The sequence below is a fragment of the Aestuariibius insulae genome (assembly GCF_040783535.2).
Taxonomy (GTDB): Bacteria; Pseudomonadota; Alphaproteobacteria; order Rhodobacterales; family Rhodobacteraceae; genus Aestuariibius; species Aestuariibius insulae.
Window position 1 is genome coordinate 86,940 of record NZ_JBFONW020000001.1, and the last position, 20,753, is coordinate 107,692.

Consider the following 20,753-nt stretch of genomic DNA (forward strand, 5'->3'; position numbering starts at 1 on the left):
CCCGATCGGCCTGCCGGTCATAGGGTCTAGCGGCGCGAGATGTAGAAGCCGACGTTCCGCAAACAGCCCTGCCGAAAGGCGCGCCTGTCTCCGTTCCGGGTCCGCACACGAACCTCGCAGTAGCGCGGAAGCTGCCCGACCCGAACGCCTCTCTCTCTAAGGCAGCGGGCCATGAAGACCTGGCCTCTCACCTGACGGTCAAACGACCTCAGACAGCGCGCTGGAAGCGCATAGGGAAGACGGTCGCCGCCATGCCGTGCCCGGCGATCCCCTCCGTCATCATCATCGTCGTCATCATCATCGTCATTGTCGTTCCGGTGGCGCCTGTCCCGGTGGTTTCGGCGCTCCCGCTCGCGGCGGGCTTCCGCGCGGCGAGCGTCTTCCTGTCGTTGGGCTTCGACCCGGTCCACAAGAAACCGCAGAACGTCGCTCATATCGGAGTTGTCGGCCAAAGCTGGTCCACCGCCTGTCAGCGCAAGCACGCAGCCCATCACAAGGCCAAAGAAGGAATGTCTCATGTGGGGTCTCCCCATGTGGTCTCGTGCACCCCCGCCCTATGCGGTGGTGCTGACCCCAGGCTGGACGCCCCAAGATCCGTCAGACAATATCGCCACAGCGCTATTGGATAGCACCTGTCCCAACGCCGCCGTTATTGAATATCCCGCGCGCTCCCGCTTTATGGTCGAGCCATGAAACATGCACTCACAGCTCTGGTCCTGCTCGCTTCCCCCGCACAGGCAGCCTGCTATGCCGACTACAAGGCCAAGCAGGATGATCCTCTGCGCCTTCACTACGGCGTTGTGGAAATCTCGGAACCCTGCAACCGCAACAATGCGCGATCCCAGCTCGAGCGTCGCCTTGACGGGACGGGGTGGCAGCTTTTGAATGTGGTGTCGGTGTTCGACGAGAGTGGGCTGGATGAAAGGCGGGGCAGTGCAGGTAACTTCTTCCTCCGCTTCTGAAGCGCGTCAGGCCGGCTCCCGGATTGTTGCAGGTGGAATGGCCGCCATCGTCGCGGTCCTTCTGATTACCGCCATTCTGCTCTTTCTGAATCTGCCCGATGCCAACGCTTTTAACGCGCGGGTCGAGCAGATCTTTGTCGAGAATGACGATCTGACCTCCGGCGCCGAGATCAAGTTGCTCGAGATCCTCGCCCAGTCTGGCACATCGTTTTCGGACATCCTGACCAGCTACCGTGTCGTGATCTTCGTGCTTCTGGTCTTCGCCACAGCACTTCTCATTGCTGCTTTGGTCTTTCTGGTGATGCTCATCACGCTGAACCGCCGCATGGCCCAGATCGAACGGACGGGCATCCAGGTCAATTCGCTTTTGATCAGCCGAGATCAGAATGTGGTCTATCTCAACAACTTCGAATTCAAGCTAACCGAGGCGGCTATCGAAACCCTTTCGGTTCTTGCCGAGGCGCGAATGGACGATGACGTCCTTTCGGGCGCCGAGATTGAAGGCATGATCTCGGGCAGGCCCGCCGCCGATTGCGAAGAAGCCGCAGGGGCCACCCGGATCAAACGGCTGCGGGATACGCTTGGGAACCAGATGGTCTCGGAGCTTCTGGTGCGCAACATTGCCCGCCGGGGTTACATGCTTGCCATCGACAAAGACGTCATTCGAATGGTGTGAGGCCCGTCCTGGAAATGCTCCAGTGGAGCATTTCAGGGCCGAACGGGCGAAGCCCAGAAGAAGCCCCGGAACCAACCCTAACATCTACAAAACCGCCGGGGAGGGTGGGCGGGGCGTCGGTCAGGCGCAGCCCAGACCGCGCGCCGTCCCAGCCTCCAGCAGCTTACTGCATCCGCAAAAACAGCGGATCCACCCGGCGCCAGAAATGTAGCAGATCCTCGGCCATCGACGGGACCTGACCCATCGACTGCACCGCATGGACATCCGCCGAGATCAGTGCCGACAGCCTGTAGCCCAGCGGGATCACCGGATCCTCTGGCGCCTTTTCCCGAAACGTATCCTCGATCGTCTCGGTCGCTGATGTGACGGCATAGACTAGCGCCAGAGCAGGTTCCTCCGGCCAGGTCTCGGCCATTTTCCGAACCATCCCGCGCTTTCTGTTGGAATTGCCAGAGAGCAATTCTTCCATCGCAAACTCGATCATTTGATCAAGCGCCGCATCTCTTGGAATACTCACGTGTTCAAACCCGCTTCCTGCACACTGCCCTGATATCATGACGACCCGGCGCCGTTATTCGTTCCAATTAGACCCTCATTGGATCACCTTGCCAAGAAGGCTATCGCGTACCGGCACGGTCATAAGCTTGTGATTAATATCGGCAATTGCAGCGTTTTCCAAACGAACTACGAATGCGCGAGCGGCAAAATTCAGCGAGTCTCAATGGAAATAGGCCCGCGCCCGGAACATGACCCACAGCCATAGGGTGATTGTCGCTTTCCTACGACAGATCCGATCAAAAATATGGTTAACGCAGGTTCGGCGCCGAGGCGCGGCGAAAAAAAATGGCACCGCGTCAACCAAGGCTGACGCGGTGCCGCTTTCCTGTAGCCAACAGGAAGGGAACCGGAGGATCCGCGCAAACACGAACCTCCGAGGATCGGGCGGTCAGGGGAGAGCGCCCGAACCGGCTCAGGAGCGGCAAGGCTCCCGATCACGCGTAGGGAGAGAGCTCCTCTACGATCAGTGAAGACGTGGGGGTTGGATCAAGTGCCTCTTTCGATTCCGGCGGCAACAGCGACGAAATTCCCAAAAGCACCATATAGCCCGCAAGCAGCGCCAGAAGAACGACGGCCGCATAGGCCGCCCCCTTCAGTTGCAGCAGCAGAACGTCTCCGTAAAGGCGACTTGCGCCGGCGGTTCTCAGATAGTCGTGGTTCTCACTCATCTCGCCGATCTCCTTAATTCAGCGGCGCGTAGCCGTGGTCCTGTGCCCAGACAAACCAGTTGTCGACGACCGTTCCGGTCAGCAGGATACCTATGCCGCCGGTCAGCGTTGTCAGCACCGCAAACCACCAGGCCCAGCGATGGATCCCTTCCATCGACGCGTTGAACCCCATGGTCCAGCGCCAGAACAGACCCGCCCGTTCGGACGCCGTGCCGCGATCGATGATCTGTTCGATCTCGCGCTCTCCGCCGAACCGGCTGACCGCCAGGATGGTCGCGCCGTGCATCGCGAAAAGCAGGGCCGATCCATAGAGGAAGACGATACTCAAGGCATGGAACGGGTTGTAGAAGAGGTTCCCGTAGGTGATCGAGAAAAGGTTCGTCCAGTCCAGATGCGGGAAGATCCCGTAAGGCACCATCTCGGACCACGACCCCATCAGGATCGGCCGGAACAGTCCCAGCACCAGAAAGAGCCAGATTGCCGACGCAAAGGCCCAGGCCACGTGTTTGCCCATGCCCAGCGCCTCGGCCCTGAGATAGGTGCGCACCCACCAGGTCAGCACCGATATCAGCAGGAAGAACGACGCGATCAGGAAATACCCGCCTTCCGCCATCGGCGGAATGCTCAGACCGTAATCGGCTGATGGCGGCTCCAGCGCAAAGTAGAACAGATCGCGCGCAAACACGCCCGGGTTGTACCCCGCCTGCGCCCAGAAGCTCATGCCCACCATGACGAACCAGATCGCTCCGGTCGCCAGCGAGATCATCCCGAACGTGCCGAGATAGATCGGCCCCAGCTGCGCGTTCCCGAAGAGCCCGAAGAGAGGCGAGAAGCCCCCCTTCCCAAGCCGCCCTTCGGCGATGTTGGCATCACTGTCCATGCCCATCTCGACGGGGCCCTGAACCTGCACCTGAGTGAAGATGTTCTGATACTCAGCCATTGACGCCTCCCTCGAGATTGATCCACCACGGCAGATCGACATACCAGTACCACCAGACGATCCACTCCTCGAACCAGACCGTACCCGAGACGACGATACAGATCGCGCTCCACAGGCCCGCATTCAGCGCTAGGAACAGACCCAGCCGGTGAATGCCGAGTGGTCCGATCGAATAGCCGATCAGATCGCGGAAATAGGTGTCTTCATGTTCGGGCGACTTCACTTCCTCGCCCTTCGCCGGATTGACCGCTGACAGAACGAGCGATCCATGCAAGGCCAGCGCCAGCGCGTTGGTGAAGAAGAACGTGATCGCGATCATGTGCGCCGGGTTGTAGTGGAAGTTGCCATAGGCGTAGCCCACGTTGTTCACCCAATCGAGGTGGCTGAAGATCCCGTAAGGGAACGCATGCCCCCAGGCACCCATCAGCACCGGACGGATAACCACCAGCGTAAAATAGGCCAGGATCGCGACCCCGAAGGCAAAGGGCACGTGATAGCCCATCCCCAGCTTCCGGCAAATCTCGACCTCGCGCATCATCCAGCAGGTGAACGAGCCCAGCGCGCAGATCGTGATGATCTGCCACAGCCCGCCTTCGGCCAGGGGCGCCGCCTGAAGTCCGTATTCCAGGGCTGGCGGATCGATTGAAATCAGCCAGGGGTTCCAGGTCGGCCCGATGGCCGCGCCGTAAAAGATCAGGATCGTCCCCAGAACGGTGAAGAAGAACCCGGTGATCCCGAAGAACCCCACATAAAACGGCCCGACCCAGAAATCGAACAGATCGCCGCCGACGAGCGTCCCGCCTCGGACGCGATACTTTCTCTCGAAACTGAGCTGTGCCATCTCGAAACTCCCAATGGGGCGCAGACCGCCCCGCTTCGTGTCGTTTGCCGCGGGCGGGGCGTCCCCGCCCGCAGCGATATCTTCAAACCGGTCTTATTCGGCCACGACGACTTCGTCGGCGAAGGCCCGCTGGAACCAGTTCGTCCCTGGATTGCTAAGCAGGACGAGATGAATCATCGCTGCAAGCAGGAACAGGAAGACGCCTTGCGCCACGAAGACGCGGCGGGGGTCAAAGACGAGCCAGATCTTGTAGAATTGTGCCATGATCTATCTCCCTCAGCCCCAGGCGAACCAGGGCAGTTTGATGTAGGTCAGGATATGAGCGACCACGGCGATGATCGTGAAGATCGTCAGACCGCTCATATAGACCGAGTGCAACTCCTGCGCCTGCTCGTCTGTAAGACCCGTAAAGGACAGGTCCGTTCTGTCAGCCATGCTTTTCCTCCGGAAAAATGAACTGAAACCGCGCAGACCCCGCGGCCGGGTATGTGCGGGGGCGAACCCCCCGCGGTTCTGCGGGCCTCGCGGCCCTCAGCTCGGTCATGCCGTGAAGATCATCGGCGTGATGATGCGCGCCTGGCTCCAGGCAGCAGCAATCGGTCCCTTCTCGGGAAGCTCCATCCGGCGGGCCGCCTTAAGCAGCCAGGTCACGATGGCAAGCGGCAGGGTGGCCAGGAAGATGACCCCGAAATACGCGTAGTATTCGCGTTTCGGCGGAGCCTTCCGGGTTTTGGAAACTACGACGTCGGACGTGAAGTCTGTCATATCAGGCACCTCCCAGTGCAGTCTGAAGACGAGTGACCGTCTCGATCACGACACGGTCGTGACCTTCTTCAAGGGCGGCTTTCTCGGCCGCATCCCGCAGCGACTTGGCTGCCGAAATTCGTGTGAGGACGGGATGGGACGCGACGATCTCGTCGAGCTTCGCCTGCGCCTCCGCATCCCATGGAAAATCGCGTCGTAATGGGGTCGGCGTCGCGGCGCCTGCATCCATCTCCGTGCCCAGCGGCAGAATATGGAAGAGCGCATCGAAAAGCCCGTTGCAGACTTCCTGGATCAGGTAGGTCGCTCCCGCATAGCCCATGAAGGGCGTGCCCGTGGCCCGCCGGATTGCGGCGCCGGGAAAGCTTGCCGGGATGAACGCGGGCTGAGGCCCATGCCCGCCCTTCTGTTCAGCGAGATACATCTTCTCGTTGATCGACCCGAGCACGATCAGCGGCTTCTTCGCCCCGATCTGCACCCGCACGTCCTCGTTGTCCGTCTTCTTGCCCGCCACCCGGGCCGTCGCAAAGGCGCAGGGCAGGCCCATATCCTCTTCAAGGAAGAGGCGAATGCCGCGCGTATAGGTCTCATTGGCGACGATCGCGAAGCTGGCGGTGGCAAAGAAATCCTGCGTGACCGACCGCCACAAATCCCAGATCGGCTTGATTGTGGAATGCTTCTCGCGCTCGATAAACGGTTCGGGATCAAGATCCAGCATCTCGCCCAACTTGCGCAGGAATTTGGTTGTGCTCTCCAGCCCGATCGGCGCTTGCAGATAAGGCTTGTTCAAAACCTCGCACAGGCCGCGCCCGAACTCGCGATACATGCAAATATTGGCGTCTGCATTCACGAGGTTGCGCATCTCGGCCACATGCGCGCCCAGCGGCATCACCATGTTGACCTCGGCCCCGACGCCTTCGACCAGACGCCGGATTTCGGCCAGATCGGAGGGCATGTTGAACGTGCCGTACATCGGGCCAAGGATGTTAACCCGGGGCTTCGATCCTTCGGTGCGCGCGGTCTCTTTGGGCATCCGGCCCTTGGTCATGCCGAATTCGGTAAAGATCCAGGTCATCGCCCGGTCTCCAGCCTGCCACTGATCCTCGTCGATGGTGCGCGGCAGGAACCGCTGAATGTTTGTCCCTTGAGGCGTCACACCCCCGCCGATCATCTCTGCAATCGATCCCGTCACGACAACCGCCGGGAGCGCAGGATCGAGCGTCTTCCACGCCCGCTTCATCGCGCCTTCCGTCCCGTCGCGCCCAAGCTCTTCCTCGCCCAGACCCGTCACGACGATCGGCAGCTCATGCGGAGGAAGCGCATCGGTGTAATGTAGAACCGAGGTCACAGGCAGGTTCTCACAACCTACCGGACCGTCGATCACGACCTGCAATCCCTTGACGGCGCAAAAGGCGTAGACCGCCCCCCAGTATCCGCCTGCTCTGTCGTGGTCGGTGACTAGCATGGCGCTCTCCGGAATCCTGACGCTCCGTTAAGGTTAACGCGCGCCTCTAGAGGGATCCTCGCTTCATCTGGCCAAAAATACTCATCGCCGGATGCCACAATTGCACCGACACGATACCGACGGGATACCGACCGGATACCGCATGCCGAAATCGCCATCAGATCATCTCCGCGGCCTTGCGGGCGCGCTCCTGCTTGGCGAGTTTCTTCAGGTTCAGATCACGGAAATCCTCCCGCACATTCGGATCGCCTTCCCAGACGCCAGAGGTGTCCTTGTACCCCACGCCCTCGAAGAATTCCGTCATCTTCGCCATACGATCCTTGTTGGCCATCGCGGCGTTCACGACCTGCTGCAAGGACCCCGCTCCGGCCACACCCATCAAGGGCCGTGCGGATATCAGATTGGTGAAGTAAAGCGCTGGAATCCCAAGCTCTTTCGCCTTCTGCACAACTGGAGTCGTTCCGATGGCAAGGTCCGGTTTCACCCCTTCCATCACGCTCAGATCATCCTCGAGCGACGCCCGGAAGACGACCTTGACACCCCGCGCCGCAAGCCATTCCGCATCATGTTCGGACCACCGCGATTTTGCGCAGGCCGTGCTCACATAAGGCACATTCGCTCCACTCTCGATCAGCAGCCGCGCCACCAAAAGCTCGGAGCCTTCGTATCCCGACACGGTCACGGTCCCATTGATCCGGGAGCCCTTCAAAGCCCCCTCAATCGCAGGCAAAGCCGCGTTCTGTGCCTCGCTAACCTTCTGGGAAGACAGGCCAAATGCCTCTCCGATCCCGGCGAGCCAAGCCGCCGTTCCGTCCCGTCCGACCGGCGCCGATCCCACGACAGGACGCCCCGCCCGCTCGAATTCCCGAACGCTCGCCGTATAGAACGGATGGATCGCCGCCACCGCCCCGCAGTCAAGCGCGGCATAAAGCTCCCGCCACTCCCGGCACGGCACGACCGGCCCCGCCGCCAATCCCAAAGGCTCAAGAAGCCGCCCGATCATGATCGGATCTGCCGGGAACATCTCGCCCAGCAGCGTCACCGTCGGCCTGTCCGCTTTGCCAGCGGCCGGTGCAGGCACTGGACCATTTGCGATCTCTTCGGCCGCATAGGCCAACATCGCTCCAGCCAGGACGTCTTTTGCCTCGGCATGGGTCGGAATTCCGAAGCCGGGCACATCGATACCGACGATCCGCACTCCGTTGATTTCCTTGGGCAAAAGCCGCAGCGGAACGCCTGACGCCGTGGGCACACAGAGGTTCGTGACTATGATCGCATCCCGCTCCGCCGGATCGGCCAAAGCATGGACGCTTTCGCGGATATCCTCAAAGAGCTTGCCCGTTACCAGTGTCTCGCTGTCGAACGGCACATAGCCGACCGACCGCCGCGCGCCGTAGAAGTGGCTGACGAAGGTGAGGCCATAAACACAGCAGGCCGACCCCGAAAGGACGGTCGCGACCCGTTTCATCCTGAGGCCCACACGCAATGATCCGAAGGCCGGGCACATCGATTGAGGCTTGTCGTGCGGCCCGACCGGATAGTCCGCCGCGTACCGATCAAGCATCTCGGACCCGCCCGCTTTGCGCGTCGCCGCGTCCAGTGTCTCACCGGATTGGCATGGCGATCCTTCGAGTGCCTTCACCTCGGTCATAAAGTCTCGCTATTCTGGATCGGCGCAGACTTCCGTCGCTCAGTCTGCTCGAGAAGGGCGTTCGCCCGCTGCAAATGCTGAACCCCACGATCCAAATTCTCTTCTGCGGCGTCGAGCATCTGCATGCTCTCATCGAGAAGTTTTTCCGTTTCCACGTGATTTTGTCCGTCGCTAGGCATCGTCATAGATCACCTCGAGACTTTCGCGCAGGACCGCGTTCTTGCCGCGCATATCCGCATCGGTTGCAGGCTCCAGAACAAAATCTGCGCCGGTTTGGCTCCCGTCAAAGAGCGCCAGAAGTCCGTCCTGATCGAGCGGCGTCGGCCGTACTGGCGGGGCCTCGGCGACGTTATCGCCCAGCTCTGCAAAGAGAGCGCCCCAATGCGATGCATCTGTGCCAACGATCTGATAGTTCGCCGATTTCTTCCGCAGATCGTCATCCTGTGGAATGCTGGCCAGCACCGGAATGCCCGCCGCCTCGGCGAAGGCCTGCGCCTCCCCGGACGCGTCATCCTTGTTCACGACGAGGCCCGCGACCCCGACATTGCCGCCGAGCTTGCGGAAATACTCGACCGCCGAGCAGACATTGTTGGCCACGTAAAGGCTTTGGAGATCGTTCGATGCGACGAGGATAACTTTCTGCGCCATGTCCCGCGCGATTGGCAGGCCAAACCCACCGCAGACCACGTCGCCCAGAAAGTCGAGAAGAACGTAGTCGAAATCCCAGTCGTGGAAGCCCAGCTTCTCGAGCAGCTCGAACCCGTGGATGATACCCCGCCCGCCGCAGCCGCGACCGACTTCGGGGCCGCCAAGCTCCATCGCGAAAACACCGCCGCGCTTGAAACAGACATCACCAATGGCGACTTCTTCGCCCGCGAGCTTTTTCCTTGTTGAGGTTTCGATGATCGTCGGACAGGCCTTACCGCCGAAGAGAAGCGACGTCGTATCCGATTTTGGATCGCATCCAATCAACAGGACGCGCTTGCCCTGCTCGGCCATCATGTGGCTGAGATTGGCAAGTGTGAAGGACTTGCCGATCCCGCCCTTGCCGTAGATCGCGATGATCTGTGTTTTGGACTTCGGCTCTTCGGTTTGGATGTCGGCAAGGTCTTCGCCCGCCTCATCCCGCAGCCGCTGGTCGAACTCTTTGAGATTGGGGACATCGAGCGTCATGCGTGACCTTTCCAGTCGAGGATCATCTTGAGGCAGTCGGGATCGGAGAAAGCCTGCGCGTAGGCTTCCGGCGCGTGCGAAGCGTCGCGACGATGGGTGATCAGGCCGGCAAGAGAGAGATGACCGCTTTCGATCAAATCGCGCGTGACACTTAGGTCTTCCGGCGTCCATTCCGCCGAAACCCTGAGCCGCGCCTCTTTCATGAAGGCTGCCGGATAGGCGAAGGACAATGGATCGGAATAGAAGCCTGCGAGAACAACTTCACCGCCTTTGGAAAGGCGACCGATGAGACGGTCGAGCTGTGATCCGGCGCCGGAGGCGTCGTAGATGGCTCTGTAGTCGGTCCGCTCATCTTTATCCGGGTGGCAGACCTCATAGCCCAGCACCCCTTCGTGGCGGGCGGGATCGATGTCCCATACAGTTGGAGGCGGGCCGCCGGCGGCAATCGTCAGACGTGCGAGAAGACGGCCAAGGACGCCGTGGCCAACGATCAAATCCGGCAGTTCGTTTTCCGGTCCCGCCAACGCGTGTCGCGCCGTCGCGGCAAGCGCGAGCAACGCGCCTTCTGCGGACAAGGCAGGATCGATCCGGACAGCACGGCTGGCCGGTGTGACAAGCCGCGCAGCCGCACCACCGAAAAGGCCGTGTGCATCTTCGTAACAGCTTGATCCTGGGACGAAGACATAATCGCCCGGCTTGAAACCCGTCAGGTGGCCCGCTTCAACGACTTCGCCTGCAGCCTCGTATCCGGGGACGAGCGGATAGCCCATGCCGGGAAAAGGCGGCATCTCGCCATTGTAAAAGAGTTTTTCGGTCCCTGTGGAGATGCCGGAATGATGAATATCGACAACCAGATCATTGGCATCGGGAGAGGCGATAGCGACATGACCGACCGAGAGCGCCTGCGGTCCGCTGAGTATGACGGCCTCTGTATGCATGTGGCCTCCCGGTTGTGCTGGTTCGGGGAAGTTCCGTGAATCACACGGGATAGAACCAGTTCTGCTGTCAGGATAACGAGACGTTGATCTCTGTCAATCTAGATGGACAAAAAAGTGTCAACTTAGCTTTACAGCCGTAAGACAGCTCGTGACAAATCGGCGAGCTGTTTTAGGGATCCGAATATCGGTGAAACCGGCAGCTCGGCATAGATCGGAAATCTCGGCCGCAGAGCGTGTTCGGCCTGTTCGCATGGCAAGCGTATAGATGGCAAAGTAAGCATCCCCGGGCCGTTCCGGCCTGTCACCGCCAGACATCGGTTCCGAGATAATGAGGCGTCCACCGTCAGGGAGAGCTTCGTACACTTTGGTCAGTAGATCGGAGACGATGTGATCCGGATGGTCGTAAAGAACGCGGATCAGACTGATAGCATCAGCTCCTTCCGGTAGTGGATCTTCCCGAAACGAACCGGCATGTATGTCAACGACCCCAGACAGCTCGAGCGGCACATCCGACACGACACCGGGCAGATCAAAGAGCTTCAGCTCCATGTCAGGATACCGCCTGGCGACCTCTGACAGAAAGGCGCCACGTCCCCCGCCGACATCCATGAGACAGCGAACATCCGAGAGAGTGACAGCTCTCAAGGTATCTTCTGCAACAAGCGCCTGACTTCCGCTCATCAAAGCGGAATACCGGTCGGCGGTCTCTTTCGGCAGATCCGCGTTCTGGCCAAATACATAGGGCCAAAGCTCGGCAAGCTCGGTTTCGCTCTCTCCTTTGAAGAAGGCAACCGGATCGCGAAGATCCCGATAAAGGATGTCGTGGTGAAGGATCATCTCGGAAAGACCCGGCACACCCGCCAGCGCAGCTCCTTTTCGGGAAAGGCTGTATGATTTGCGCTTTCTTTTGACGAGGCCAAGCGCCGCGGCGGCCTGCAAAAGGATCGCAAGACGATCATGCGAGACCTTTGTTTGGAGTGCGAGACTGTCGAGAGATTTTGGTCCGTCCAAAAGCAACGTGTGCAGATCCAAGGCGACGAAGGCCTGTAGGATTTGACTATGGCAAAACCCGGAGACCAGGTCGAATAGCGCCTCTCCGTCCTTTCGGGCCAATCGCCGCGTTAAGGGAAACCGCGCGGCCCACCTTTGGAACCCGGGGTTTGCGATGAGACGGGCGAATGTAGTTGATGGGTTAGGTCTTTTCAGGGACAGCCCCAAGCGCCGCCCTGCTGGCGTCGAAACCACGCTACTCCCCGGGGACAGTACGGCGCGTGGCAAAGACCGGAGTCAGCCGTTCGGCTTGCGCGCGAACCATCGTCGCCAGCGCAGCCTCGCCCGGGCAAGACGGGATAGAGGCGATGGCACCGCCAAGGATATTTCTAAGATGCGTCACCGCTCCTTCGATCCCGAAGGATGCGACTGCGTTGGGACGTCCATGAAGATCATCCTGACCTGCGGGCTTTCCAAGCTCTGCCTGATCGCAAAGGGCATCTCTAAGATCGTCCGCGACCTGAAATGCCTCTCCGATCCGCGAGCCAAGCTCTTCCCACGGTTCGGGGTCCTGACCTGCAGCCGCGGCGCCCATCTGGGTCGCCGCTATGAAAAGGGCGCCGGTCTTGGCTACATGATAGGCGCGCAGGTCAATCTGATCCTCACTCTCCCACCCTTGTCCCGCACAGATGCCGTGCGGCATTCCCGTACGCTCTGACAGGATGGAGATGAGACGCAATGCCCGCGAAGCTTCGATCTGTCCGGCGATAGCGAGGGTCTGAAATGCCTGAATGATAAGGCTATCGCCTGTTAGAACCGCGAGTGGTTCGCCATAAGCCTTATGAAGGGAAGGCTTTCCCCGGCGCATGTCGGCATCATCAAAGCAAGGTAGATCATCGTGGACCAAGCTGGCGCAATGGATGAGCTCCAACGCGACGGCAGCTGCATCGGTGAGTTCGGGAGCGTCGTCTCCACAAGCTGCGGCGACACTCATCAATATGGTTGGCCGGATGCGCGCGCCGCCGGGAGACACCGAATAATCAAGGCAGGATGCCAACTTGCCGGGCGCCGGTTCCGCCTGCCCCCGCCTGATGACCTGGGTCAGTGCATTGTCGATCCTTTGAGAGAAGCTCATGACCATCTCCTGAACGACGACGGAATTGACGCCTAATGTGTCAACTAGACTGGACACATTGCCGATACGAGTCAACACTGTCCGGCAGTGAGGATCTCATGGCTGCACAGCACCCTCGGACAATTGTGATCGGAGCCGGCATAGGCGGGTTGGCGACTGCGCTTCGGCTGTCTCATGCGGGACATGCGGTTCAGGTTTTCGAGCGTCACGCGGCGCCAGGAGGGAAGATCCGGACGGTGCCGTCAGTCGCGGGACCCGTTGATGCAGGGCCCACTGTCGTTACGCTAAAGCGGATTTTCGAGCAGCTTTTCGACGATGTTGGCGAGCGGCTATCTGATCATCTGACGCTCCGTGCCGCGCCGGTCATAGCCCGCCACTTTTGGAAGAACGGGACCACTTTCGATCTGTGCGCCGATCCGGAGGCAACGATGGCAGAGGTCGAACGCGCCTTCGGAGCGGATGCGGCTGGCGACTACGACCGCTTCAGACGTCGCGCTTCAGCGCTGTTTCAGGCGTTCGAGCCATCGATGATTGAAACGGCGGCGCCGTCGCTTACTACTTTGATCTTGCAGACGCTCGGGCGCCCATCGGTTCTTCGCCAGATGACGCCGTTCTCGTCGCTCGAGACCAGTTTGCAGCAACAGTTCCGCGAGCCGAAGCTGGCCCAGCTCTTTGGGAGATATGCAACTTACGTGGGCGGTCTGCCGAGCCGGGTTCCCGCCATTCTTTCGTTAATCTCGGACGCGGAGGCGCAGGGCGTCTGGAGCATCGATGGCGGGATCCACCAGCTTCCCCTTGCATTGGAGAAACTGGCCGAGGACCGAGGGGCGACGTTTCACTACAACGCCGATGTGACGGCTATTCTGGCCGAAGACGGGCATGTTGCAGGAATAATCTGTAACGGGGATAGGGTTCTGGCCGACGCCGTCGTATTTAACGGTGATCCGCTTGCCTTGGCCGATGGGGCCTTGGGAGCAGAGGTAACCTCGCTCGTCTCCAAGCGGGCGAACGCTGCCCGCAGCCTATCGGCCCAGGTCATGGCATTCGCCTCGCGGCTCCCTGCTGATGGACCGAAGCTGAGCCATCACAATGTTTTCTTCGGAGATGATTCGAAGACGGAATTTGGGCCGCTCGAACGTGGAGGGCTTCCCGAAAAACCGACCCTCTATGTCTGCGCCCAGGACCGTGGCGGTGATGCTGCACCTACCGATGCTGAACGGTTCGAGATCATCATGAACGCCCCTCCCATAACCGTGTGTGAAGGACAGCCGGAATGTCACCATATGATACTCAAAGAGCTCAAGGACTTCGGTCTGACATTTCTGGACGAGCCCAAGGCAGACAGCCTGACGACGCCGAAGATCTTCGACAGCCTGTTCCCTCACTCGGGCGGGTCGCTATACGGGCGATCCCCACATGGGATGATGGCAGCGTTCAGGAGGCCGACAGCAAAAACAGCGTTGAAGGGGTTTTATCTGGCGGGCGGCGGAGTGCATCCGGGAGCGGGCATACCGATGGCGACGCTCTCAGGCCGGCATGCGGCCGAGGCGATTTTGAAAGACCGAATTTCGACCTCGATGTCCCGGCCGGCGGATACGCCTGGTGGTATGTCGACGGCGTCAGCGACGATGGAACGCGCGCCATCTCGATCATCGGCTTCATAGGGTCTGTCTTTTCTCCGTGGTACGCGTGGTCAGGACGAGGAAATCCAGCGAACCACTGCTGCATGAACGTTGCGACCTACGGCAAAGGCGGAAAATTCGCCATGACGGACCGTGGCGAGACGGCGCTGACACGGCATTCCGATACACTGGAGATTGGTCCGTCCTCGATGTCTTGGAACGGCGAGACGCTCATCATTGATATCGACGAGATCTCCTCTCTTCCTAAGATCGGGCGGCTTCGCGGACAGGTGCGGCTCACACCCACCGCATTGACCGGCGTTGAGCTTCCTTTGACGAAAGACGGCGCTCACGTCTGGCGGCCGTTTGCGCCGACCGCGCGGATTGATGTCGACCTTAACGATGATCAATGGCGTTGGAGTGGTCACGGCTATTTTGATGCCAATTTTGGCACCAGACCGCTTGAGGCGGATTTCAGCTATTGGACTTGGGGCCGCTTTCCGAGCCGAGGTGGAAGCCTTTGCCTCTATGATTCGGAGCGTCGAGATGGCTCGGATCTGTCTGCGTCTTTTCGGTTTGGATCCAATGGGTCGGTTGAGCAAGTCAAAGCGGGAGAGTTGGCCAAGATGAAACGGACGGGTTGGTACCTGAAGCGTCAATCTAGAGCGGACTTGGGTCATACGCCCGTTCAGATCAAGCCGATGCTAGACGCGCCGTTTTATTCCCGATCTGTCGTGGAGACCCAGATTGATGGGGAGCGCCTTCAAGGTGTGCACGAGGCGCTGGATCTTGATCGATACGCCTCCAGGTGGCTTAAGCCTATGCTTGCTGTCCGAGTGCCGCGAAAAAAAGTCTGGCGATCACGGATGCCTGATCTAACTTGATTGTCGCGATGGAACTGTTTGTGTCAGTTTTGCGTTACCTATGTTGATTGGGGATACGATTTCCTCATGAAGACAATAAACAAAGGAATACACTAATGCGCATGCTTGCTATTGCCGCTCTTCTCTCCGCTCCTCTCATGGCGAACGCCGAAGCTCACGCGAACATGGAAGACATGGGCGCTGCCCTTTCCATGCTCGAGCAAAATGCTGCTGCTGCCCTGCAGGATTTCGACATTGATGTTGATCCCCGCGACCTGACCGTTGCTCAGCTCGCTCAGATCCACGGCATCATTTCATCTTCCGACATCAGCGAAGGTGACAAAGGCGACCGTATCGAGGCGATCGTCGCTAACTAAACCAGCTTTTGAATGCGAGAGGCCGCGGTTTTGAACCGCGGCCTTTTTCGTTTCCGGCTATGCCTCGCTACTTCGATTTCGCTGCCAAACACTCACATTTAAGGCGCCCGCAACAGTGACCCAAAGCAGGTAAGGAATAAAGGCAAGGCCAGCCCATAGATCCAATTGAAAATGGGACAGGGTTGCCCCCAAGACTGCCAGCCAAAGAAGCGCCAGGACATAGATCGCCTCTCTCAGCCGTTTCAGCCCAAAAAAGACGGGCGTCCAGAGCGCATTGAGCGCAATCTGGAGAGACCAGAAGGCCATAGCGTAGGCCGACCCATCCAGTGAAGCGACACGAGACGCGGCGAAGGCTATCAGAAGATAGATCGTCGTCCAGGCAACAGGAAAAACCCAATCCGGGGGTGTCCAGGCAGGTTTATCAAGGCTTTCGTACCACTCCCCCGGCGGAAAAAGAGCGCCTGTGGCTCCTGCTCCGAAACACGCAGCGAGGAAGATAAAAAAGACAAGAATATCCATTATCGCTTTCGTCGAAGATGTCGGTGAATGTCAGGTCTAAGCACGCATTCCATCACGGGCCCTTAGCTCAGCAAAGACCGCGATCAGATCCCCGCTGCGCCCTTCGCCCCATGGTCCCGCAGGGCTGGAACGAGCGGCCGCATCCACGAGGAACGCTGTCTCTGCCAGGGGTTTTCCGTAAATGACGGCTGATCTTGGCATTGTGCAGGACGCAAGCGTCATCAGTCCAGCTTGGGAGATCCAGCCCATTTTCTGAAGGCTCGTGGTCCGGGCCCGATAGCAGATCGAGTCAAAACCATTTCGCCGAATGCTTGAACCGATCCCCGCATATATCAGCCGTGCCGCGAAAATGCCCGTCCGCGCGCTTCTCGGCAAGGCGGCGATACCGGTTTGCGATCGGAGATAGAGCCGATCGGCGGCCTTGAGTAGCTCGGCGACGATCGATTTTATCTCATCCGAGCACTGCGGGTCGTTGAGAAACTGTTCAGCCGAGAGACCTTCCTGATCCAGCATCTCAAGCGGAAGATAAAGACGGCCCGCACGCGCATCCTCTCCTACATCCCGCGCGATATTGGTCAGCTGCATCGCAGCCCCCAGATCACACGCGCGAGCCAATGCATGCCGGTCGCGGACGCCCATCAGGACACACATCATAACGCCCACGGCGCTAGCTACGCGCGCACTGTAGGCGTGAAGATCCGATAGCGTCTGGTATCGTCGCCCAATCGCATCCCATGCCAATCCCTCGAGCAGAGCTTCTGGCAAAGCGCGCGGCATATCGAACTGCTCAACAATCGCGGCGAACGCGCGGTCCTCTGGCGCGTTCCGCGGCGTGCCAGCATAGACCAAGGCCAACCGGTTTTCGAGATCAATGACCGCCCGCTCCTTTGATTGGCCTTCATCGACCTCGTCATCTGCAAGACGGCAGAAGGCATAAAGAGCGAGCGCCGGATCCCGAACCGAGCCAGGCAAGAGTTTGGACGCTGAATGGAAGGAAAGAGAGCCAGTACGGATCGCATTCTTGCAGTGGATAAGATCGTCCGGCCGGATCATTCGGCTGCCATCCGCGGTGTATCGAGCTGAACGTTTGCGTCTGGGATCAGGTTTGCCACGATTTCTGCGCTTGAGACTACGCCCGGAAGCCCTGCACCGGGATGCGTGCCTGCCCCCACCAGGTATAGACCGCGGGCCTCTTCGCTCAGGTTATGCGGGCGGAACCAAGCGCTTTGCAGGATACGCGGTTCGATGGAGAAACCGCAGCCATGGGGAGATAGGTAGCGGTCCTTGAAGTCTTGGGGCGTGAAGACAAGATCCGTCGAGAGGCGGTCCTGAAACCCGGGGATGATCTTTTCCAGCTCAGCCGCCACCTTTGATTTATAGGCCTCCAGCTTGATTTCCCAATCCACTGAATCCTTATGGGCGAGGTTCGGAACAGGACTGAGCGCATAGAATGTATCGTCTCCGGCAGGCGCGACAGACGGATCTGTGATCGACGGTCGATGAAGATAAAGGCTCATATCATTAGCCAAGCGGCCGGTTATGAAGACATCTTTCAAAAGGCCTTCATACCGTGGCCCGTTGACGATTGTATGATGTCCAACATCCTGCCAGAGAGCGCGACTATTCTTGGTCCCGAAATACCAGACAAAAAGCCCCATCGACCAGCGCTGCCGTTTGAGTTTTTCGGGGGTCCAGCGCCGCTTCTTCGTTTTCTTAAGCAGGCGGTCATAGGTGTGGCCTGCATCGGCATTGCTGATGACCAAGCGTGAGGCGAGCATCTCGCCGTCCTTCAGGCGGACCCCTCGAACAGAGCTGTTTTCAACAAGGATCTCATCCGCTTCGACACCAAGCCGAAGCTCACCTCCCTGAGACTGGATAACCTTGACCATTGCATCGGCAATGGCCTGAACACCTCCCATTGCATAATGAACGCCGAACATCATCTCCAGATGACTGACGAGACCGTACATGGACGTCACATGCCTCGGGTCGCCGCCGATGAAAAGCGGATGAAACGACAGCGCCATACGAAGTCGTTCATCCCGTACTCGCGATCGGACGAGCCCTAGAATTGACTTGTCCGCACGGAGGCGCGCGAATTCCGGCAGGACACGAATGGTATCGCTGAGGCGGTTCATCGGCTTGGCGACCATGCCTTCGAAACCAACGACATATCGGCGTTTGGCGTCCTTTAGGAATTTCCGGAACCCCTCGATGTCACGCGGCGACAGGCGCTCGACCTCGGCTTCCATGTCGTGAGAGGCCCGGAACCGGGATCCGTCTGGCCATCGGACTTCATAGAACGGATCGAGAGGGCGAAGATCGACATCCTTGGAAAACTCGCGACCGCAAGCTGTCCACAAGTTCTCAAAGACCGCCGGAACGGTCACGATTGTCGGACCAAGGTCGAACCTGTGTCCATCCTGTGTGATCGAGGATCCGCGGCCGCCAGGACGGTCAAGGCGATCGAGTACCGTGACGCGATACCCCTTCGCCCCAAGGCGCATCGCTGCTGCAAGGCCGCCAAGGCCGGCGCCAATGACCAGCGCTTGATCAGATGTCTCTTTTGTCTGGGGAGTCGTCTGCATGATCTTAGGATAGGTCTGTCAACTATAGTTGACAATCTCTCAGTTGCTTGGCGGGAGATGAATCACTGAGATATTTACCCATCCCTTCAGCCCGCTTAGATCTAAGAGCTATTAGCTTATTTCTCCGGAAGACGGCTTTGGGTCGCACTTTCCATATCAATCTGCATGTGTAAGCATAAGTTGACACTTAGGATACGGAATGGGTCAGACCGTCAGCATCAGCTTCTTTCGCTTTGGATCGTTGCGTCACAGGCTTTGGGCTCTGTGGATGATGGGAGCGGCCCGTCTGTCCCTTTCGAGGCTGCCTGATCTCGGATTCTGGAAGCTTTGCGGAAGCGGCACGGGAGAAGGCTTCACACCGCTTCCGAACACTGCGGTCTATGCTGTGATCGCGACGTGGCCGAATGAAAGTGTCGCGCGAGCGAGAATTTTGGAAAGCAGGGTCTTTGAACGCTATCGTACGAAGGCTGCCGAGACCTGGACTGTGTTTTTGGCACCCCTCTCATCGCGTGGCGAATGGTCGGGCAGCCAGCCGTTCGTGCCCGCCGGTGCGGATCAGGCCTCAGAGAAAGACGAGCGACACAGGCCTATGGCTGCTCTTACACGAGCCACCATCCGACCCAGTATCCTGATGAGGTTCTGGCGCCGCGTTCCCGACATCTCAAGCGCTATCGGTCAAGACCGAAACGTCGCATTCAAAATCGGCCTCGGAGAAGTGCCATGGCTTCATCAAGTCACATTCTCCATCTGGCCAGACGCACTTAAGATGGCTCAATTCGCCCGGACAGGCGCTCATGCCGAGGCAATCCAGGCGGTGCGATCAGAGGGCTGGTTCCGCGAAGAGCTTTACGCCCGGTTCGAAGTTACGTCCGACGTTGGAACATGGGACGGGTCATCGCCTTTGGAGGTCCTGAAATGAAAGATTCTTTCCCGTTCTCGGCCATTGTCGGTCAGGAAGAGATGAAACGCGCCGTTATTCTGACGGCGATCGATCCGTCGATCGGCGGTGTTCTGGTCTTCGGCGATCGCGGGACCGGAAAATCGACAGCTGTGAGAGCGTTGGCTGCGCTTCTGCCGAAGATCGAAGCTGTCGAGGGATGTCCTGTGAATAGCGAGACGCCAAAGCAGGTGCCGGACTGGTCGGGGATCGCGACGAAGAAGACGATTAGGAAGCTGACCCCTGTGGTCGATCTCCCGCTAGGTGTCACCGAAGATCGTGTAACGGGGGCCCTGGATATCGAACGCGCGCTGACTAGCGGGGAGAAAGTGTTCCAGCCCGGGCTTCTGGCGCAGGCAAACAGGGGATACCTTTATATCGACGAGGTAAATCTGCTGGAGGATCATATCGTCGATCTTCTCTTGGACGTTGCGCAATCCGGAGAAAACGTCGTCGAACGTGACGGGTTGTCTATTCGGCATCCAGCCCGCTTTGTCCTGGTCGGGTCAGGAAATCCTGAAGAAGGCGATCTTCGCCCGCAGTTGTTGGATCGGTTCGGCCTGTCGGTCGAGGTCAAATCGCCGACGCAAACGGCGGATCGCGTCGAGGTCATCAAACGACGTGATGCCTATGACAACGATCATGCCGCATTCATGCTGCGCTGGCAGGCGGAAGATGCCGCGATCCGAGACCGGATCGAGCGGGCAAGGCGAACGTTGAAGACGTTGAAAGTGTCGGACGAAATTCTGACAGATATCGCGGAGCTTTGCCTTGCGCTTGGCTCTGATGGCCTAAGGGGAGAGCTGACGCTTCTCAAAGCGGCGCGAGCCTTCGCCGCATGGCGAGATGACACCGCACTGGCACGACCGCATATTCGGGAAATTGCCTCCATCGCCTTAGGCCATCGACTAAGGCGCGATCCTTTGGACGAGGCCACTGGAGCAACACGCGTGGCGCGGGTCGTTGAAGATGTCCTTAGCGCCTGATCCTGGTCTTTCCGATAAAGGGCGCGATCTTGCGATCGCGTTGGCTGTTCTTCGTGCCAGGCCTGCGAGCCTTGGCGGTTTACATATCGTCGCAAGACATGG

At 59.1% G+C, this 20,753-nt stretch carries 25 protein-coding genes; 7 read left to right on the plus strand and 18 right to left on the minus strand.

The window, feature by feature from the left end:
* Positions 1 to 26 precede the first annotated feature (26 nt).
* The gene (locus tag AAD018_RS00465) at positions 27 to 518 is read right to left on the minus strand and encodes a hypothetical protein (RefSeq protein WP_367314103.1); all 492 of its coding nucleotides are present in this window, start codon (positions 516 to 518) and stop codon (positions 27 to 29) included.
* Between the two features lie 171 nt (positions 519 to 689).
* On the opposite strand from AAD018_RS00465, the gene AAD018_RS00470 reads away from it, so the two are divergent.
* Positions 690 to 962 carry a hypothetical protein gene (locus AAD018_RS00470; protein ID WP_367314102.1) on the plus strand — a complete coding sequence of 91 codons (273 nt, stop codon included), beginning with the start codon at positions 690 to 692 and terminating at the stop codon, positions 960 to 962.
* Positions 963 to 999: 37 nt separating this feature from the next.
* A complete protein-coding gene (locus AAD018_RS00475) occupies positions 1,000 to 1,638 on the plus strand; it encodes a winged helix-turn-helix domain-containing protein (protein WP_412005193.1) in 639 nt (212 codons plus the stop codon).
* Positions 1,639 to 1,801: 163 nt separating this feature from the next.
* Here AAD018_RS00475 and AAD018_RS00480 read toward each other — a convergent pair whose 3' ends face one another.
* The 14 genes from AAD018_RS00480 to AAD018_RS00545 all read right to left on the minus strand — a co-directional run bounded on the left by AAD018_RS00480 (position 1,802) and on the right by AAD018_RS00545 (position 12,759).
* Positions 1,802 to 2,155 carry a hypothetical protein gene (locus AAD018_RS00480; RefSeq protein WP_367314100.1) on the minus strand — a complete coding sequence of 118 codons (354 nt, stop codon included), beginning with the start codon at positions 2,153 to 2,155 and terminating at the stop codon, positions 1,802 to 1,804.
* Between the two features lie 475 nt (positions 2,156 to 2,630).
* On the minus strand, positions 2,631 to 2,864 hold the full coding sequence (pufX, locus tag AAD018_RS00485; protein ID WP_367314099.1) for an RC-LH1 core complex protein PufX: 234 nt from the start codon (positions 2,862 to 2,864) through the stop codon (positions 2,631 to 2,633).
* 13 nt (positions 2,865 to 2,877) lie between these two features.
* Positions 2,878 to 3,804, minus strand: a complete 927-nt coding sequence (gene pufM, locus AAD018_RS00490) for a photosynthetic reaction center subunit M (RefSeq protein ID WP_367314098.1) — start codon at positions 3,802 to 3,804, stop codon at positions 2,878 to 2,880.
* Positions 3,797 to 4,645: a photosynthetic reaction center subunit L gene (gene pufL, locus AAD018_RS00495; protein WP_367314097.1), complete on the minus strand. Its 849-nt coding sequence runs from the start codon at positions 4,643 to 4,645 to the stop codon at positions 3,797 to 3,799. The genes pufM and pufL overlap by 8 nt, the downstream gene beginning before the upstream one ends.
* Positions 4,646 to 4,738: 93 nt before the next feature.
* Positions 4,739 to 4,909: a light-harvesting antenna LH1, alpha subunit gene (gene pufA, locus AAD018_RS00500; RefSeq protein ID WP_367314096.1), complete on the minus strand. Its 171-nt coding sequence runs from the start codon at positions 4,907 to 4,909 to the stop codon at positions 4,739 to 4,741.
* Positions 4,910 to 4,921: 12 nt separating this feature from the next.
* Positions 4,922 to 5,080: a light-harvesting antenna LH1, beta subunit gene (pufB, locus tag AAD018_RS00505; RefSeq protein WP_367314095.1), complete on the minus strand. Its 159-nt coding sequence runs from the start codon at positions 5,078 to 5,080 to the stop codon at positions 4,922 to 4,924.
* 105 nt (positions 5,081 to 5,185) lie between these two features.
* A complete protein-coding gene (gene pufQ / locus AAD018_RS00510) occupies positions 5,186 to 5,410 on the minus strand; it encodes a cytochrome PufQ (protein ID WP_367314094.1) in 225 nt (74 codons plus the stop codon).
* Position 5,411: 1 nt separating this feature from the next.
* Positions 5,412 to 6,872, minus strand: coding sequence for a chlorophyllide a reductase subunit Z (gene bchZ / locus AAD018_RS00515; protein ID WP_367314093.1), 1,461 nt, complete (start codon positions 6,870 to 6,872; stop codon positions 5,412 to 5,414).
* Positions 6,873 to 7,029: 157 nt separating this feature from the next.
* Positions 7,030 to 8,523: a chlorophyllide a reductase subunit Y gene (gene bchY, locus AAD018_RS00520; RefSeq protein WP_367314092.1), complete on the minus strand. Its 1,494-nt coding sequence runs from the start codon at positions 8,521 to 8,523 to the stop codon at positions 7,030 to 7,032.
* Positions 8,520 to 8,678, minus strand: coding sequence for a hypothetical protein (locus AAD018_RS00525; RefSeq protein ID WP_367314091.1), 159 nt, complete (start codon positions 8,676 to 8,678; stop codon positions 8,520 to 8,522). The genes bchY and AAD018_RS00525 overlap by 4 nt, the downstream gene beginning before the upstream one ends.
* Positions 8,679 to 8,694: 16 nt before the next feature.
* Complete coding sequence (locus tag AAD018_RS00530) at positions 8,695 to 9,696, minus strand: chlorophyllide a reductase iron protein subunit X (RefSeq protein ID WP_367314090.1); 1,002 nt, start codon at positions 9,694 to 9,696, stop codon at positions 8,695 to 8,697.
* On the minus strand, positions 9,693 to 10,634 hold the full coding sequence (gene bchC, locus AAD018_RS00535; protein ID WP_367314089.1) for a chlorophyll synthesis pathway protein BchC: 942 nt from the start codon (positions 10,632 to 10,634) through the stop codon (positions 9,693 to 9,695). The genes AAD018_RS00530 and bchC overlap by 4 nt, the downstream gene beginning before the upstream one ends.
* A 117-nt stretch (positions 10,635 to 10,751) precedes the next feature.
* On the minus strand, positions 10,752 to 11,852 hold the full coding sequence (locus tag AAD018_RS00540; RefSeq protein WP_412005194.1) for a methyltransferase: 1,101 nt from the start codon (positions 11,850 to 11,852) through the stop codon (positions 10,752 to 10,754).
* Positions 11,853 to 11,880: 28 nt separating this feature from the next.
* On the minus strand, positions 11,881 to 12,759 hold the full coding sequence (locus AAD018_RS00545; protein ID WP_367314087.1) for a polyprenyl synthetase family protein: 879 nt from the start codon (positions 12,757 to 12,759) through the stop codon (positions 11,881 to 11,883).
* Positions 12,760 to 12,857: 98 nt separating this feature from the next.
* Here AAD018_RS00545 and crtD point away from each other — a divergent pair, with 98 nt between their 5' ends.
* From crtD to AAD018_RS00560, 3 genes are all read left to right on the plus strand, one after another.
* Positions 12,858 to 14,423 (plus strand): 1-hydroxycarotenoid 3,4-desaturase CrtD, encoded by a 1,566-nt coding sequence (gene crtD, locus AAD018_RS00550; protein WP_367314086.1) that lies wholly within the window; start codon positions 12,858 to 12,860, stop codon positions 14,421 to 14,423.
* Positions 14,408 to 15,265 carry a carotenoid 1,2-hydratase gene (crtC, locus tag AAD018_RS00555; RefSeq protein WP_367314231.1) on the plus strand — a complete coding sequence of 286 codons (858 nt, stop codon included), beginning with the start codon at positions 14,408 to 14,410 and terminating at the stop codon, positions 15,263 to 15,265. Before crtD ends, crtC begins: the two co-directional genes overlap by 16 nt.
* Before the next feature lie 95 nt (positions 15,266 to 15,360).
* On the plus strand, positions 15,361 to 15,621 hold the full coding sequence (locus AAD018_RS00560) for a hypothetical protein (RefSeq protein ID WP_367314085.1): 261 nt from the start codon (positions 15,361 to 15,363) through the stop codon (positions 15,619 to 15,621).
* A 57-nt stretch (positions 15,622 to 15,678) separates the two neighbouring features.
* Here AAD018_RS00560 and tspO read toward each other — a convergent pair whose 3' ends face one another.
* The 3 genes from tspO to AAD018_RS00575 are packed head-to-tail and all read right to left on the minus strand — an operon-like array spanning position 15,679 to position 18,728.
* Entirely contained in the window at positions 15,679 to 16,140 is a 462-nt protein-coding gene (gene tspO / locus AAD018_RS00565) for a tryptophan-rich sensory protein TspO (protein ID WP_367314084.1), read from the minus strand.
* Positions 16,141 to 16,176: 36 nt separating this feature from the next.
* On the minus strand, positions 16,177 to 17,193 hold the full coding sequence (gene crtB / locus AAD018_RS00570) for a 15-cis-phytoene synthase (protein ID WP_367314083.1): 1,017 nt from the start codon (positions 17,191 to 17,193) through the stop codon (positions 16,177 to 16,179).
* The gene (locus AAD018_RS00575) at positions 17,190 to 18,728 is read right to left on the minus strand and encodes a phytoene desaturase (RefSeq protein ID WP_367314082.1); all 1,539 of its coding nucleotides are present in this window, start codon (positions 18,726 to 18,728) and stop codon (positions 17,190 to 17,192) included. Before AAD018_RS00575 ends, crtB begins: the two co-directional genes overlap by 4 nt.
* Positions 18,729 to 18,927: 199 nt before the next feature.
* On the opposite strand from AAD018_RS00575, the gene crtA reads away from it, so the two are divergent.
* Together crtA and bchI are read left to right on the plus strand one after the other, a co-directional pair.
* Positions 18,928 to 19,647 carry a spheroidene monooxygenase gene (gene crtA, locus AAD018_RS00580; RefSeq protein WP_367314081.1) on the plus strand — a complete coding sequence of 240 codons (720 nt, stop codon included), beginning with the start codon at positions 18,928 to 18,930 and terminating at the stop codon, positions 19,645 to 19,647.
* Complete coding sequence (gene bchI / locus AAD018_RS00585; RefSeq protein ID WP_367314080.1) at positions 19,644 to 20,651, plus strand: magnesium chelatase ATPase subunit I; 1,008 nt, start codon at positions 19,644 to 19,646, stop codon at positions 20,649 to 20,651. The genes crtA and bchI overlap by 4 nt, the downstream gene beginning before the upstream one ends.
* Positions 20,652 to 20,753 lie beyond the last annotated feature (102 nt).